Genomic DNA, 15,013 nt, shown 5'->3' with positions numbered 1-15,013 from the left:
GAGTCCGTAAGGAGGATGATAGATCATGTCTCGTTCTAATCCCGAAGTAATCGTATATGTCGTCTCCGATGCAGCTGGTGATACAGGGGAGCTTGTTGTACGCGCAGCAATCGCGCAATTTCATCCACTTCATACCGATATCCGCAGAGCCCCTTTTGTAACGGAAGAGGCAGGCTTGCTGCGAATTATTGAGCAGGCGCAGCAAGTTGATGCAATAGTGATCTATACACTCGTTATTCCGCATCTTCGCGACAGCATGAAAAAGTTTGCAGAGGCATACAGCGTTACCGCGATCGATCTTTTGGGATCTTTTATCGAGACGCTGGAGAAGCGGACTGGGCGGAAATCGCGTCAAGAGCCTGGTCTTAATCATGTGCTTGATGCCAATTATTTCAAAAAGGTAGATGCTGTAGAATTTGCGGTAAAATATGATGACGCGAGAGATACATCCGGCGTACTAAAAGCGGATATTGTACTCGTTGGCGTATCACGCACGTCAAAAACTCCATTATCGATGTACCTCGCGCATCAGAAGTTCAAAGTTGCTAATGTGCCGCTAGTCCCTGAGCTAAAGCCGCCAGACGAATTGTTTAAGCTGCCAAAACGCAAAATAATTGGGCTTACAATAGGTGTTCCATACTTAAATACAATACGGAAAGAACGCCTTAAAGCACTTGGCCTACCGAATAATGCATCTTATGCGACTCCTGATCGTATTGAAAAGGAACTGCTTTATGCCGATACTATTATGAAGCAGCTAGGCTGCGTTGTGATTGACGTATCACATCGAGCCGTAGAAGAGACAGCAAGTTTGATTATGGAATATGTACGTTTGCCATAATGTCAAGCAGAAGGATTTTTTAGAGTTATGCCGTATATAATAGTATAGGAAAAGAATTTGAAACCGAGCGGTGATTTTCTATTCGTCAACAAAAACCTACCATTGTGGTCGATGCGGATGCATGTCCGGTAAAAACGGAAATAGGTGAAACGGCAAGACTCTTTTCTGTAGCAGTGCTTATGGTTGCTTCTCACGACCATCGGCTGGAGCCTCAGCCAGGAGTGGATATTGTACAGGTAGACCGAAGCAATCAATCTGTCGATCTATACATTGTGAACCATATTGTGCGTGGTGATATTGTCGTTACACAAGATTTTGGACTGGCATGCATTGCAATCGGCAAAGGCGCTGTCGTATTGTCTCCTCGCGGAGAACAATATACCGATGAGAACATTGATTATTTGATGGAACGTAGACACGAACTTGCGAAACGTCGCCGTACCGGAGGCAAAACAAGAGGGCCAAAAGCGATGAACAACGACGATCGTGCACGGTTTCAACAAAAGTTGACAAAAGTTTTACGAAATGAGCAGGAGAACCATGACGTATAGCGAATATTATTTACGTGTTACTAGGATGAAGGTGATGAACGATGACATACGGTAATAAAATACCGGAAGAGGTCATTGATGCGGTTCGCAAGCATTATGACATCGTAGAGACGGTCGGGAAATATGTTCATCTCACGAAGCACGGCAAATATATGAAGGGGTTATGTCCGTTCCACTCGGAGAAGACTCCCTCATTTACAGTGACGCCGGAGCTCCAAATTTACCATTGCTACGGCTGCGGTAAGGGCGGCAACGTTATTCGTTTTTTTGAGGAAATGGAAGGTTATTCGTTTCCTGAAGCTGTTCGAGTGCTGGCGATGGATGCGGGAATGCCTGTAACCTGGGCATCACCAGATGGAGTGAAATCCACGCCGCATGATGCAGACCGAGCCAAGATCATTGAGGCGCATGAACTGACAATTAAGTTATATCATCATGTGCTGAATAACACGAAGCAAGGACAAGAGGCAAAGCAATATTTGCGCGATCGCGGACTTAGTGATAAGCTGATTGATCATTTTATGATTGGTTACGCTCCTGAGGAATGGGACTTGCTGGCCCGGTTTTTAACGAATCGTGGATTTGATCTTGCATTGATGGAAAAAGGCGGATTGCTTTCGGCTAAATCTGACGGGAGTGGATATGTGGATCGGTTTCGAAATCGCATTATGTTTCCGATATGGGATCGAGACGGCAAAGCTACCGCGTTTGCGGGTCGCATTATAGGCGAAGGACAGCCGAAATACTTGAATACCTCGGAAACGATGCTGTTTACGAAAAGCAGAACACTTTACAATCTGCACTATGCGCGGCCATCTATTCGAAAGAGTAAGCAAGTTGTATTGTTTGAAGGTTACATGGACGTCATTAAATCATGGAGCGCTGGCGTGAAAAATGGAATTGCTACGATGGGAACGGCTTTGACCGAAGAACATTGCGCTATTCTAAAACGACAAGCCGAAGAAGTCATTGTATGTTATGACGGTGATGATGCAGGACAAGCAGCAGCATTCAAATCAATTCCGATGCTTGAAAGCGCAGGCCTCAAAGTATCGGTGGCGATGCTTCCGAAAGGAAAGGATCCCGATGATTATATAAGCGAATATGGTCCGGAGTATTTCTTGCGAGAGATAATGGATCAACCGGTATCGGTGACAAAATTTAAGCTTATATATTCAAGGAAAAACCATATACTGCTAAAAGAAGAAGGTAGAAAGAACTATCTGCTTGAAGCGGTACAAATTGTTGCAGAGCTTGATTCTTCAACAGAACGCGAGGTCTACCTGAAGGAAATTTCACGAGAGTTCGAAATCTCACTGGATGCTTTGAAACAGGACTGTCATCAAATTAGACAGGAGCTGCAAAAAAAGAAACCGCAAGGGGATAATAACGACAATTCGTGGAATAATGGTAGGAATGAAAAGCCCCGAAAGTCTGGACCACCTACTCTTATGCCTGCTTTCACACATGCAGAACGAAGGTTGCTGCACGTTATGATGCGGGATCGAGAGGTAGCGCAATCGGTTCATGAACGACTCGGCGATGCGTTTAATGTAGAGGATCACGCAGCTCTTGCTGCTTATTTATACGCTTATTTTGCTCAAGGCTATGATCCGGATGTTAGCCGCTTTATTGCAACGCTGCATGATGACCGATTAGAACGTACAGCTGCATCGATTTTGATGATGGACGGTGACTTTCCGTTCGATGATACGATGATGGACGCATATATCCAGGACATTATTAAAGTACCGCAGTATCGTGATATTGAACGCAAGAAAGAAGAAATGGTGCGTGCTGAGCGTACCGGAGATTTTTTGGCAGCAGCACAAATAGCAAGTGAGATTATAACCCTAGAGAGACAGCTCAAAGGACGACAGGAAGATCGTTTCTAGGGGGGAGGGAGTCGGAATATGGCGAATGATCAACATACTGAACTAGATACCGAACAAAAACTGGATCATGTGAAGGACCAATTGATTGAGCAAGGCAAAAAGAGGTCATCTTTGACGTATAAAGAAATTATGGATAAGTTGGCTCCGTTCGATCAAGACCCTGAACAAATTGATGAATTTTTCGAACAGCTCGATGATTTTGGGATTGAGGTACTGAACGAAAATGACGAAGAAAATCCACTCGCTGCCCAAGGGGAAGAGCAAGAGCGCGAACAGGACGACTTTAACTTTGATGATGATCTAGCTTTGCCGCCGGGTATAAAAATTAATGACCCGGTACGTATGTATTTAAAAGAAATCGGTCGGGTTCCACTTCTTTCTGCAGATGATGAGGTTGAACTTGCACAACGTATCGAGAATGGTGACGAGGAAGCAAAACGTAGACTTGCGGAAGCGAACCTGCGGCTTGTTGTCAGTATTGCTAAACGTTATGTAGGTAGAGGCATGTTGTTCCTTGATTTGATTCAAGAGGGCAATATGGGACTTATTAAAGCAGTTGAGAAGTTTGACCATCAGAAGGGCTTCAAATTCAGTACGTATGCAACATGGTGGATTCGTCAAGCGATTACTCGCGCCATTGCCGACCAAGCACGAACCATTCGTATCCCGGTTCATATGGTGGAAACGATTAACAAGCTAATTAGAGTATCACGTCAATTGCTCCAAGAACTTGGACGCGAACCGACACCGGAGGAAATTGCTGCGGAGATGGAGCTAAGCACCGAGAAGGTTCGCGAGATTATGAAGATCGCACAAGAACCGGTATCGCTTGAAACTCCAATCGGGGAAGAAGATGATTCTCACCTAGGTGATTTCATTGAAGACCAAGAAGCTCTTGCTCCAGCAGATGCTGCTGCGTATGAGCTGCTTAAAGAGCAACTGGAAGACGTACTCGATACATTGACTGAAAGAGAAGAAAATGTACTTCGTCTTCGCTTCGGACTTGATGATGGACGCACGAGAACGCTTGAAGAAGTTGGCAAAGTATTTGGTGTTACGCGTGAGCGTATTCGTCAAATTGAAGCCAAAGCACTTCGCAAGCTGCGTCATCCAAGCCGCAGCAAACGTTTGAAAGATTTCCTCGAATAAAAAAACTTGATGTTTAGTATATTGACCTTTCTGCTCGTGCAGCGAGGTCTTTTTTCTAAAATGCCAACCTCATACATACGGACTTGTGCAGACAAGTCGACCGAAAGGATAGCGGGATTTTATGAATCAGGATCGTCGGCAAATTATCGTGAAAGAAATTGATCATTGGCGCCGAAGCAAGCTGCTGCCAGATCAATATTGTGACTTTCTGCTGAATTTGTATGCTGATCAAGATACGATCCAAACAACTAAAGAACAGCATCATACAGTTGGAAAAGCAATCGCTGCAGTACAACGAGCAACAGGTATGCAATGGCTACTTACATTTGGAACTTTTACCTTAATTTCCTTTGTTGTGCTTTATTTTAACGAATTTCATCCGTTATTGCAAATGGCTGTTGTGGTCGGCGCGGTGGCTGTTTTTTTACTTACGGGACAGCGACTTCGCAGCCGCAATGAGTCAGCTGGATTGGCAATAACAAGTACGGGAATGCTCCTCCTTCTAGGCGGGGGATTGTATATGTTGAATTTGCATGCTATTGATCATTGGGGCTGGAAAACAAGCTTATTAGCCTTTTGTTCGATCTTTTGGGTTGTTTACGGAATTAAGGCTCGCATTCCTGCCCTTCATTTAAGTGGATGGTTGGCGGCTATACTTGTTTATGCGTGGCTGCTGTCACAATTTATGCTGGATTCGAAATGGTATGAGGTGCAGCTGTACTGGCTGCCTATCGCTTGTTTATTTGGCTGGAGCAGTTGGTTTGTACATCGCTGGTCGAAGCCGGTATCTGCTGTTCTGTTTGCAACCTGCGCGCTCGTGTGGTTTATGCCTGAGCTATACTCGGTCATGTTCGTAAATGACGCGATTCTGTTGCAGCTGCAGCTCATTGTCAAAATAGCGATAGGCGGCATAATATTATTTTCAATGCGAAAACAATGGATGGTGTGGGTTGTATAATGTTAAAACTATCAAGGCGTCTGCAGAAGATTGCAGATTACGTAACCACGGGCTCGCGTGTAGCTGATATTGGCTCGGATCATGCGATGCTCCCCGTATATTTGCTGCAAATCGATAAGTGCCCTACAGCGATCGCAGGAGAGCTGAACCTCGGTCCCTATGAGGCAGCGAAGAAGCAAGGTGCTGCTGCTGGAATGACTGCTCGTTTGACAGTCCGACAAGGCGATGGCCTGAACGTGCTTCAGCCTGGTGAGGCTGACACAGTCACAATCGCCGGTATGGGCGGCAGCCTTATGAGCGATATATTGGAGGCAGGCCATGCGGCGGGCAAGCTAGAAGGGGTTGTAGAGCTTGTGCTGCAGCCTAATGTAGGTGAAGAAGTCGTACGCGAATGGCTATTGAAGCATAATTGGTATTTAGCTGCAGAAAGCATTCTCGAAGAAGACGGAAAAATTTATGAAGTGATGCACGCCATACGTGCATCGGATGCTAAAGCGCGCAATAGCGAGCTTTATGATGGCAGCTTCTTGAATGTTAAGCTTGCGGCTGACAAGCTATTTGGTGTTTTGAAGCAAATGGGTCCGCATTTGCTTCGCGAGCCTCAGCCTGTATTACTTAAAAAATGGCGTCATGAGCTGAATAAACTTGAGCGTATTTGTGATCAGCTGGCTGGATCAGAACTTGCAGAATCAGCGAGTAAACGCGAGCAGTTTCAGTCGGAGATGAACGTGATTGAGGAGGTTTTACAATGCTTGCCAATGGACAAACCGTGATCCAGTTAATGGAGCAGCTTGCGCCTAAGCATTATGCGGTTGAGAATGACAAAATCGGCTTGCAGCTTGGCACATTAAATAAACCGATTAAGAAGATCCTCGTTGCATTGGATGTGACGGATGCTGTTGTTGATGAAGCGATCGAGCAAGGTGCTGAGCTTATTATCGCTCATCATGCGATCATATATCGGCCGCTTGCCAAGCTGGATACATCAACTGCGGCAGGGCGCCTATACGAGAAGCTTATCAAAAACGACATTGCCGTTTATATTTCACATACCAATCTTGATGTGGCAGATGGCGGAATAAATGATTGGCTCGCTGATTTAATCGGTATCGTGCCGGATAACCGTCAGTGTTTGGAGGAAGTACATACGGATAAGCTGTACAAGCTTGTTGTATTTGTACCAGAGAGCCATCACGAGCAAGTACTTGAGGCTATGTGGCGTGCAGGAGCAGGTAAAATTGGCAGCTACAGCAACTGCAGCTTCAATATAAAGGGGACAGGAACATTTATTCCTGGACAAGGAACGAACCCGTTCATTGGCGAGGAAGGAAAGCTGGAGCATGCTGATGAGATTCGGATTGAAACGATCGTGCCTCACAGTGTCCACCGTAAAACGGTCCAATCTATGCTCAAAGCACATCCGTATGAAGAGGTTGCTTATGATTTATATTCAGTCGATTTAAAGGGCAGATCATTTGGACTGGGCAGAGTCGGCAAGCTAGCCGAGCCGACGACACTGGGTGAGCTTGCAGAACAAGCGAAGCAATTGTTTGATGTTCCAGCAGTGAGAGTAATTGGAGCACTCGACCGAGTCATTCGCAAAGCCGCTGTACTCGGAGGAGCAGGCGGCAAGTATGTACGCCATGCTGTATTTTCCGGTGCTGATGTGCTTGTTACTGGAGATATTGATTATCACACGGCACATGATGCGCTGGCTGCAGGAATGACGATCATCGACCCTGGTCATAACATTGAAAAAGTGATGAAGCAGAAGGTTGCAAATTGGTTGAATGAACAGCTTGTGAGCAGTAAATATGAAACGACAGCGGTTGCTTCTTCCTTGAGCACAGAACCGTTTACTTTTGTATAGTTAAATTATTGTTAGATTGGAATGACATTGAGGGTTGAGCTTTTATGAAATACCTTGTATACTTAACGATGCCACGGAAAGTTTGACAGACAATCGCTGGCGGCCTTGTTGCCGCGAGAGGAAAGTCCGGGCTCCGCAGGGCAGGATGCTGGATAACGTCCAGTCAGCGCGAGCTGAAGGATAGTGCCACAGAAATGGACCGCCGATGGCCGGCTTTTAGCCGGAACAGGTAAGGGTGGAACCGTGGTGTAAGAGACCACGAGGAGCATAGGTGACTACGTTCCTGGTAAACCCCATCTGGAGCAAGACCGAGAGGACGCCGCAGCCCCTAAGCTGCAGCCTTAGCCTGAGGCGCGTCCGGGTTGGTTGCTGGAGCCGTATAGCAATGTACGGCCTAGATAGATGATTGTCGCTTCATCGTGGGAGGGTCGTTCCCGTTTGGACCACCAGAAGTACAGAACCCGGCTTACGACAAACTTTCCGCACGACCTTACACTTACAAACAAAGAGCACCCATCGCATGCGATGGGTGCTTTATTGTGTTTGCTGAATTACTTCCCGTACTTATTCATAATCCGATCAAGCCTTCTTTTTACCTGATCGGGATAAGTTTGCAGCGCTCCACCGTATTTTGAAGCAGCTTGCAGCGCTTTATCAACATCGATTTCTCCATAGCCAAAAAAATCGTCTTTTCCTTTGGCGCCTAAATCAATAGCTGATTTTCTCATAATTTCCATAACCTCAACGTTGGATAGCTCAGGATTAATGGACCGAATCAATCCTGCCAATGCCGCAACATGGGGACTTGCCATAGATGTGCCGGACAATGCCGCATATTGACTTCCAGGATAGGTGCTCGCAATACTGTCGCCAGGTGCAGCAACGTCTATATAGTCGCCATAGTTAGAAAATGAAGCTTTTTCTTTGCTGCTGTTGGTAGCCGCAACAGCGAATACTTCCGGATATGCGGCTGGATAACCCGGTCGATCCGTATTATCGTTGCCGCTGGCTGCAATCATGACGACGTCATGGTCATAGGCGTATTTAATCGCGTCGTGAAGAAAATCTGCCTGCGCATAGTTGCCTAAGCTCATATTAATGACCTTGGCTCCATGATCGACGGCCCAAATAATACCTTGAGCAACGGAATAAGTGGAGCCTGCACCGCTGCTGTCCAATACTTTAACAGGCATAATTTTGTTGTACCATGATAAACCGGCAACACCTTCATTATTGTTAACGGTAGCGCCAATGATGCCAGATACATGGGTTCCGTGGCCAACATCATCATCGGGAGCCGCATTTTCATCTACAATATTTTTGCCTTCAGCAAGCTTACCCTTCAAATCCGGATGATTGCTTTGCACGCCGGTATCAAGCACAGCAATAATAACCTTGTCGCTGCCTTTAGATAAACTCCAGCCCTTTTCCGTCTCAATTGAAGGCAAATTCCATTGATACTCTGAGTACAAAGCGTCATTTGGAACGATTGCGGCTGAGCTCTCATTTGTCATATACAAATAATGTGGTTCTGTATATTCGGTATTCCACGTTTGCTTGAAATAACGGACGAGCTGATCCGTTTCAATATTTCTTGAGCGGAAAATAAAAGTATCCCCGACTTGTTTAACCCACTCCGCATTTATATCGCGTTTTACCTGTTCAAGCTCGCTGCCCGAAAGAGGCTTAACGAAATGGACAACAACGTCGCGAACATGATAATGACTGGCATTTCCGTTATCCTCGCCAGTACGAACAGTCGTATCGATCGTTGAGTTTGGTTTCACTGATTCGATTTTGTAATTTCCTTCAGCCGGATAAGGTACAAGTCTAAGGTTGCGCTTTTGATGATGCTCTACGGATTTCAAAATATCTTGTTTGATTACACCGACAACACCGATTCCACTATGCTTGGAGTCTGGCACACCCAGCACCATATAACGGCTTCCATTTTTGGCCGTGAAAGAAGGGGATTCAAACTTGGCTCCTTTGCTAACTTGTGATTTTGCTTCAGAAACATAAGATTTGACTTTCTGATCCTCTGTTTGTGGAAGGGCTCCTCGATCAACGCTGCGATTGCCCGAAATCCAGCTAATATAAGCCATGTGCGCATGCTCATGCATCATATGCTTGATTTGTTGATCAGCTTCGTTTTTTGATCCCATACTGGAGCTCATCAGCTTTTGAAAATCTTTGGAGCACTCCGTGGAGCAAAGCATCGCTGTCGCTTTCATATCGGATTGCAGTGCAGCAATTTTGAGCGTATGCTCGCGTTTTGCAGAAAAACTAGACGTTTGCGGCGGTTTTTTCACGTCTTTAGGGGCAAATATCGGCGTCATTGGTATAAGCAGAGCAGCTAAGGCTAAAATTGTAAGGCCACCAATCCATTTTCTATGCATGCCTGAAACCCTCCATTGATCGTTCTAAATTAGAGCTAAGTCTAATCTATAGGTTCGGATTCCAAGGCTTAAAATATGCGAACGAAAGCGTGAATCGCCAGTACCACTTAAATGTAATTTGTGGTACGATAGTGATGATTGTAGTTTTTACGTGTGTTTGGATTATGAAAGGGGAACTACCTATATGCCAACTGCCAACGTCAAAGCACTAACGGAATCAACTCGCACAAAGCTAAAGGATGCGTTAAGCCAACTGGAACCGTTTCTGAATAACAATTCCTTGCCCCAATTAACCGGCGAAGATGATGGAGAAGAAGCACATACTTTTTACAAAGGCCTTTTATCCGATTTGAGACATTTATTGGTCTTTTCTGAAGTCTCGGTTGAAAAGCTGGGAGTATTGCTCAGACGGCCCAATTTTGATACAGATTATGCGGAACGCGTGCTGTATGAGGTTTACCATCAATGCGTAAGCGCGTTTTTCTATCCGAAGAACGAATGTTATTCTGAAGATGGCCGTTATGCTTATACTGGCCAAGATGCGATTCGTTTCCGCTTTAAACCGAATCGTGATTCTCGTGGTATCGTACTTAGTGTTTCCAAGGTTTTTGAAGAACTGCGTGATGAATTAGCGTATTACGAAAATGATTACATGACTCAGCGTCGTATGCAAGGACAAAAATAAGGCAGAATGAATCACCTCCGGTCAGGGAAACTTGATAGTGGAGGTGATTTTTTTATGCCAAAAGGCGTGTCTTGTAGTGTCGCTAACTGCAACTTCTGGAAAGATGGCAATAATTGTGGAGCTAGTGAAATCAACATCGAAATCGATCAACATGCAGGCGCCAATTTTAAAGAAGAATTTGCTGCGGATGACCTCGGACTATTTCATCAAGATCAAGCTGAACAATCAAAGTCAACATGCTGCCTTACCTTTAAACCAAAGGAGTGAAGGTCGATGGGTAAATATGAAGACGATTATAAACAATTGTTGGATGATCGAGATCGATCGGAACGAACAAGCCATCCAGTTGTGGGGACGGATCGCTTGATTGATGTAAATGAAGAAATGGCTGCTGATTTTGCAATAAGCAATCCAGCGGTTCATACGGAGCGCAGAGAAGACCGTTATGAGGAGAGAGAAGAGCGGGCACATGCAGATGCCGAGTCCGGAGGTTATGCTCTTGGATGGGTATCACTTGTGTTTGCAATTGCGTCTTGGTTTCTATGGCCTGTACTCATTGGTGCAACATCAGTCGTACTTGGCTTTATAGCATACCGACAAGGCGCACGCGGACTAGGCGGTTGGTCTATGGCGATCGGAGCTATTGCATTAATGTTAAATTTAATTATCGTCCCTTTTTATTACGCGATCACCTAACCGAATAAAAAAAAGCTCCTTCCCGGTAAATCGGGATGGAGCTTTTTTTATTTTAGAGCTTGCTCACGGTGCTTTTGTACTTCCACATTCAAAGCAAGCATCTCCCGATCCAAGAGATGAATCATATCGGCAGAGCCTTTGAGCTGCTGTTGTATATGTAGCGGAATTTGCTCATTAAATTTATAATAGATCTTATGCTCGAGACTTGCCCAGAAATCCATGGCAATCGTTCGAATTTGAATTTCTACAAGCACATTTTCGGTTCGATCGGTAAGGAAGACAGGTATTTCAATTAGCAAATGAATGCTCTGATAACCATTTGGCTTCGGGTTGATGACATAATCCTTGAGCTCAACGACGCGCACGTCGCTTTGCTTGCTAATCATGTCGACGATTTGATAAATATCGGTAGAGAAGGAACAGATTACGCGCACACCAGCAATATCCCGAATATGCTCTTTGGCATCCTCAAGAGTAATAGGGAGTCCTTTACGCTGAAGCTTCTGCATGACGCTCTCTGGCGCTTTGATTCTGGTCTTCATATGCTCGATCGGATTGTAATCATGAATAAATTGAAATTCTTCATTTAGAATGTTAAGTTTTGTTTCTACAGCATCGAGCGCAAATTTATAAGTTAGAAAAAAATGAGCCCATTGCTTTAGTTGATTCGTTTTCATACGCAGATCACTCCTGATATAACAATTATATATATGTGATTATTAGCTGGAACGGTTTCGACTTAAGCGAGAATCGTTGTATTATTATAATGGTCGATATTATATGCCAAGTCAAATTTATAGCATACTTAAAAGTCAACAGACGGGAGAGTTAATCATGATCATTGACATTCATAACGTATCGTGGGAACAAAATAACAATAAAATTTTGGAACAAATAAGCTGGAAAGTAAACGAAGGAGAGCATTGGTGTTTGCTTGGACTGAACGGGTCTGGCAAAACAACATTGCTGAATATGATTAACGGCTATATATGGCCTTCTGAAGGCAGTATGGCGGTTCTTGGAAAAAAATTCGGAGAATTTGATTTGCGCGAGCTGAGAAAAAGCATTGGTTGGGTTAGTACTTCATTGCAGCAAAAGCTATATGGCTCTGAGACTGCTCTGAAAATTGTTCTTAGCGGCAAATTTGCAACAATTGGACTGTATGATCAAACCGATTCTGCTGACATGATCCAAGCAGAAGAATTAATGAGAACACTTGGCTGTACAGCTTTAATGGAGCGAACCTACAACACGCTGTCACAAGGAGAGAAGCAGCGAGTGTTGATCGCAAGGGCGCTGATGGCTTCTCCGAAGCTGTTAATACTGGATGAGCCGTGTACAGGCCTTGATGTATTTGCACGCGAGCAGCTGCTCCAGATGATAGCTGGTGTGGCAGGCGAGCAGAATGCTCCTACCATTATTTACGTGACCCATCACGTGGAAGAGATATTGCCTTGCTTTGCAAAAACGCTTTTAATTAAGAAGGGAAAGGTATTTGCAGCAAATGACACTTCTGAGGTGCTGACATCCGCACTTATGAGTGATTTTTTTGGAGTGCCTGTCCATATCGAGAAGCGTCATAGCCGAAACTGGATTACTGTTGAGGGGGATTTATGGAATTAGTATTGCAAGAGCCGCAGTTTCAGCTGCAGCAGCCTCCTGAGCCAAAAAGATGGAAAAAAATAATGGCTTGGTTAAAAAACCGATTCGAGCTTAGAAATGAACGAGATCATTATATAGCGAGAATTGCTACAGGAAGCACAGCTCTATTTGCGTCACTAGCGATGACGGCAGCCGCCCTTGGCATGCCGACTGGACTTGGTACGACAATTGATATTTTACTTTTTTTAATTTTGAATATCGTTGCTATGAGTCTAGCAGCGAACTTGCTATCATTTATATATTCAATGTTGTATTTACCTATACCGCGCAGACTTGCGGCTGTATGGACATACGCTTCGATAGAGGCTTATCTGATTTTGTATTATGCTGAGCTAGGCATACTCATGTCGATTATCATTGCGTTAGCTTTCACCATCATAGGGGCTGCTGCGGGCTGTTTGCTCGGTATCCTCTTAAAGTTGAAAATAAAGCGACGGAGCAAATTTTTGATTATGGTGGGAGCAGCTTCTGTTGCAGCGATCAGCTATCTGTTTGTTTATTGGCCAGGAACTGCAGCTATGTCTCAAACGGCTGACGCCTTGCTGGACAGTGATTCCATTCGCAATACAATAAATGCGCCTGATCCAGCTGAGAATGGGAAGTTTGCATTTCAGGCTTTCACTTACGGAAGCGGGCTGGATAAGCATAGAGTCATTTTTGGCAAAGAGGTTGATGTTCGATCTACGGCAGTTGATGCTTCAGCTTATATTACAGAATGGTCAAAACTGAAAACAAAATTTTGGGGATTTGACGAGCATGCTCTGCCTTTAAATGGGCGTGTCTGGATGCCGGAGGGTGAAGGACCATATCCAATTGCACTTATCGTACATGGCAATCATTTGATGGAGGATTTCTCTGATGGGGGTTATGGCTATTTGGGAGAGCTGCTTGCTAGCCAAGGCATAATAGCCATTTCAGTAGATGAGAATTTTTTAAACTATTCCGTTTGGTCAGGTATACCTAATAATGATATGAAAGTACGCGCTTGGGTACTTCTTAAGCATTTGCAGCAAATTAAACAGTTGAACGAAGAAGTCGGCAATCCTTTTACCGGAAAAGTTGACTTAAGCAGGGTTGCATTAGTTGGTCATTCTCGCGGCGGCCAAGCAGTAGCTATGGCTTCTGATGCGGATCGCTGGTTTAAAGACGACAAAACATTAGAGAGCTTAAATGATGTTGTAATCGAGTCTGTTGTGGCAATCGCACCAACAGATAAGCAAGTCGATAATAAATCGGCTCAGCTGACAGATGTAAATTACTTGACGCTTCAAGGGGCGCGAGATGCGGATGTAAACAATTTTTACGGTGATCGACAGTACAGCAGAACGAAGTTCCAAGAGTCAACAGATAAGTTTAAGGCAGCTCTTTATATCGCGGATGCTAATCACAGTCAATTTAATTCTGATTGGGGGAGAATGGATGAGCGTCCGCCGGGAGGCCTGTTTTTGAGTCGTAAGGAGCTGCTTGCAGCTGAGGATCAGCGTCAAGTTTCCAAAGTGTATGTATCCGCATTTTTGCAAGCTACTTTGCTAGGAGAAAACAGCTATAAGCAGCTTTTTGAAGATTATCGGTCTGGACTTGATTGGCTCCCAAATACTGCGTATACCAATCGATTTGAATCGTCCGATTTTACAGAGATTGCTAGGTATGATGATGGCAAGCAAAAAACAGCGCTGAAGAATGGCGGCAAGGCGAGCGTTGCTGGAATGATCGATTGGAGCATCGCATCAGCTGAAGACCGCGATGGCAAAAACAAAGGTACAAAAGGAATTGAGCTGGAATGGTCGGAGCCTGGGGCGGAATATGCTTTGGAATTATCGCCAAAAACGATTGATCAAGCCGCAGAAATAACGGAGGGCAATCTTGTATTTTCGATGGCAAATCTTGAACGTGACTTGCTTGCTGTAGAGGATAAAGACAAAGCGGATGCTGCTAATAACGCATTAGAACTCACTGAACCGCCGCCGCTGCCGGTCATAGAGATTGAGCTTACGACGACTGAAGGCGAGAGTATAGAGCTAGGCTTAGATAAAGTTATGCCTGTGGCGCCGCCAACGTATACTGCTTTTATGGCTTTCCCTTGGCTGGAGGAGCGCATTAAGGATGAGAAATACAAAGAATCTTCGGAGCCTATATTTCAAACCTACACGCTGCCGCTTGAGCTGTTCAGCTCAGACGGATTAGCGATAAAAGCGGATGAGATTAGCCGAATTACGTTTCGTTTCGTAAGTGGATCAGGAAAAGTAATGATAGATGATATTGGGTTTACATCATAGTGAGTTAATAGGAAAGCGGGATGCCTGGCAG

Annotated in this window: 14 protein-coding genes and 1 other RNA gene; 13 read left to right on the top strand and 2 right to left on the bottom strand. The window is 44.8% G+C overall.

Going from position 1 to position 15,013, the window contains the following annotated elements; genetic code table 11:
- The first annotated feature begins 25 nt into the window (after positions 1–25).
- The 8 genes from AB4Z45_RS16785 (at position 26) to rnpB (ending at position 7,748) form a co-directional block, all read left to right on the top strand.
- On the top strand, positions 26–841 hold the full coding sequence (locus tag AB4Z45_RS16785; RefSeq protein ID WP_076266901.1) for a pyruvate, water dikinase regulatory protein: 816 nt from the start codon (positions 26–28) through the stop codon (positions 839–841).
- Positions 842–942: 101 nt separating this feature from the next.
- A complete protein-coding gene (locus AB4Z45_RS16780) occupies positions 943–1,392 on the top strand; it encodes a YaiI/YqxD family protein (RefSeq protein ID WP_339209682.1) in 450 nt (149 codons plus the stop codon).
- Between the two features lie 41 nt (positions 1,393–1,433).
- Entirely contained in the window at positions 1,434–3,287 is a 1,854-nt protein-coding gene (gene dnaG, locus AB4Z45_RS16775; protein WP_441910439.1) for a DNA primase, read from the top strand.
- Positions 3,288–3,305: 18 nt separating this feature from the next.
- Positions 3,306–4,436 (top strand): RNA polymerase sigma factor RpoD, encoded by a 1,131-nt coding sequence (gene rpoD, locus AB4Z45_RS16770; protein WP_053376806.1) that lies wholly within the window; start codon positions 3,306–3,308, stop codon positions 4,434–4,436.
- Positions 4,437–4,557: 121 nt separating this feature from the next.
- Positions 4,558–5,394 (top strand): hypothetical protein, encoded by an 837-nt coding sequence (locus AB4Z45_RS16765; protein WP_441910438.1) that lies wholly within the window; start codon positions 4,558–4,560, stop codon positions 5,392–5,394.
- The gene (locus AB4Z45_RS16760; RefSeq protein WP_441910437.1) at positions 5,394–6,167 is read left to right on the top strand and encodes a tRNA (adenine(22)-N(1))-methyltransferase; all 774 of its coding nucleotides are present in this window, start codon (positions 5,394–5,396) and stop codon (positions 6,165–6,167) included. The genes AB4Z45_RS16765 and AB4Z45_RS16760 overlap by 1 nt, the downstream gene beginning before the upstream one ends.
- Complete coding sequence (locus AB4Z45_RS16755; protein ID WP_441910436.1) at positions 6,143–7,264, top strand: Nif3-like dinuclear metal center hexameric protein; 1,122 nt, start codon at positions 6,143–6,145, stop codon at positions 7,262–7,264. The genes AB4Z45_RS16760 and AB4Z45_RS16755 overlap by 25 nt, the downstream gene beginning before the upstream one ends.
- A 77-nt stretch (positions 7,265–7,341) precedes the next feature.
- Positions 7,342–7,748, top strand: an RNA gene (gene rnpB / locus AB4Z45_RS16750) — RNase P RNA component class A.
- Between the two features lie 67 nt (positions 7,749–7,815).
- Here the strand turns inward: rnpB and AB4Z45_RS16745 are convergent.
- Positions 7,816–9,663, bottom strand: coding sequence for a S8 family peptidase (locus tag AB4Z45_RS16745; protein ID WP_441910435.1), 1,848 nt, complete (start codon positions 9,661–9,663; stop codon positions 7,816–7,818).
- Between the two features lie 184 nt (positions 9,664–9,847).
- Between AB4Z45_RS16745 and AB4Z45_RS16740 the strand changes: the two genes are divergently transcribed.
- The 3 genes from AB4Z45_RS16740 to AB4Z45_RS16730 are packed head-to-tail and all read left to right on the top strand — an operon-like array spanning position 9,848 to position 11,044.
- Entirely contained in the window at positions 9,848–10,348 is a 501-nt protein-coding gene (locus AB4Z45_RS16740) for a YpuI family protein (protein ID WP_076266908.1), read from the top strand.
- A 54-nt stretch (positions 10,349–10,402) separates the two neighbouring features.
- On the top strand, positions 10,403–10,615 hold the full coding sequence (locus AB4Z45_RS16735; protein ID WP_441910434.1) for a DUF1540 domain-containing protein: 213 nt from the start codon (positions 10,403–10,405) through the stop codon (positions 10,613–10,615).
- A 6-nt stretch (positions 10,616–10,621) separates the two neighbouring features.
- Positions 10,622–11,044, top strand: a complete 423-nt coding sequence (locus tag AB4Z45_RS16730) for a DUF308 domain-containing protein (RefSeq protein ID WP_441910433.1) — start codon at positions 10,622–10,624, stop codon at positions 11,042–11,044.
- 47 nt (positions 11,045–11,091) lie between these two features.
- On the opposite strand, the gene AB4Z45_RS16725 is transcribed toward AB4Z45_RS16730, so the two are convergent.
- Positions 11,092–11,721, bottom strand: coding sequence for a GTP pyrophosphokinase (locus AB4Z45_RS16725; RefSeq protein ID WP_076266910.1), 630 nt, complete (start codon positions 11,719–11,721; stop codon positions 11,092–11,094).
- A 157-nt stretch (positions 11,722–11,878) separates the two neighbouring features.
- On the opposite strand from AB4Z45_RS16725, the gene AB4Z45_RS16720 reads away from it, so the two are divergent.
- Both AB4Z45_RS16720 and AB4Z45_RS16715 read left to right on the top strand, forming a co-directional pair.
- Complete coding sequence (locus tag AB4Z45_RS16720; RefSeq protein ID WP_441910432.1) at positions 11,879–12,667, top strand: ABC transporter ATP-binding protein; 789 nt, start codon at positions 11,879–11,881, stop codon at positions 12,665–12,667.
- The gene (locus tag AB4Z45_RS16715; RefSeq protein ID WP_441910431.1) at positions 12,658–14,982 is read left to right on the top strand and encodes an alpha/beta hydrolase; all 2,325 of its coding nucleotides are present in this window, start codon (positions 12,658–12,660) and stop codon (positions 14,980–14,982) included. Before AB4Z45_RS16720 ends, AB4Z45_RS16715 begins: the two co-directional genes overlap by 10 nt.
- Positions 14,983–15,013: the final 31 nt, after the last annotated feature.

This window comes from Paenibacillus sp. MCAF9 (assembly GCF_052114265.1).
Taxonomy (GTDB): Bacteria; Bacillota; Bacilli; order Paenibacillales; family Paenibacillaceae; genus Pristimantibacillus.
Note: the sequence above shows the minus strand (reverse complement) of the source record. Positions and strands in the feature narration are given on the sequence as shown.

Coding starts and splice junctions, on each gene's coding strand:
- dnaG (WP_441910439.1), top strand. CDS start 1,434: ATGACATACGGTAATAAAATACCGGAAGAGGTCATTGATGCGGTTCGC.
- AB4Z45_RS16755 (WP_441910436.1), top strand. CDS start 6,143: ATGCTTGCCAATGGACAAACCGTGATCCAGTTAATGGAGCAGCTTGCG.
- AB4Z45_RS16745 (WP_441910435.1), bottom strand. CDS start 9,663: ATGCATAGAAAATGGATTGGTGGCCTTACAATTTTAGCCTTAGCTGCT.
- AB4Z45_RS16720 (WP_441910432.1), top strand. CDS start 11,879: ATGATCATTGACATTCATAACGTATCGTGGGAACAAAATAACAATAAA.
- rpoD (WP_053376806.1), top strand. CDS start 3,306: ATGGCGAATGATCAACATACTGAACTAGATACCGAACAAAAACTGGAT.
- AB4Z45_RS16715 (WP_441910431.1), top strand. CDS start 12,658: ATGGAATTAGTATTGCAAGAGCCGCAGTTTCAGCTGCAGCAGCCTCCT.
- AB4Z45_RS16730 (WP_441910433.1), top strand. CDS start 10,622: ATGGGTAAATATGAAGACGATTATAAACAATTGTTGGATGATCGAGAT.
- AB4Z45_RS16735 (WP_441910434.1), top strand. CDS start 10,403: ATGCCAAAAGGCGTGTCTTGTAGTGTCGCTAACTGCAACTTCTGGAAA.
- AB4Z45_RS16725 (WP_076266910.1), bottom strand. CDS start 11,721: ATGAAAACGAATCAACTAAAGCAATGGGCTCATTTTTTTCTAACTTAT.
- AB4Z45_RS16765 (WP_441910438.1), top strand. CDS start 4,558: ATGAATCAGGATCGTCGGCAAATTATCGTGAAAGAAATTGATCATTGG.
- AB4Z45_RS16740 (WP_076266908.1), top strand. CDS start 9,848: ATGCCAACTGCCAACGTCAAAGCACTAACGGAATCAACTCGCACAAAG.
- AB4Z45_RS16760 (WP_441910437.1), top strand. CDS start 5,394: ATGTTAAAACTATCAAGGCGTCTGCAGAAGATTGCAGATTACGTAACC.
- AB4Z45_RS16785 (WP_076266901.1), top strand. CDS start 26: ATGTCTCGTTCTAATCCCGAAGTAATCGTATATGTCGTCTCCGATGCA.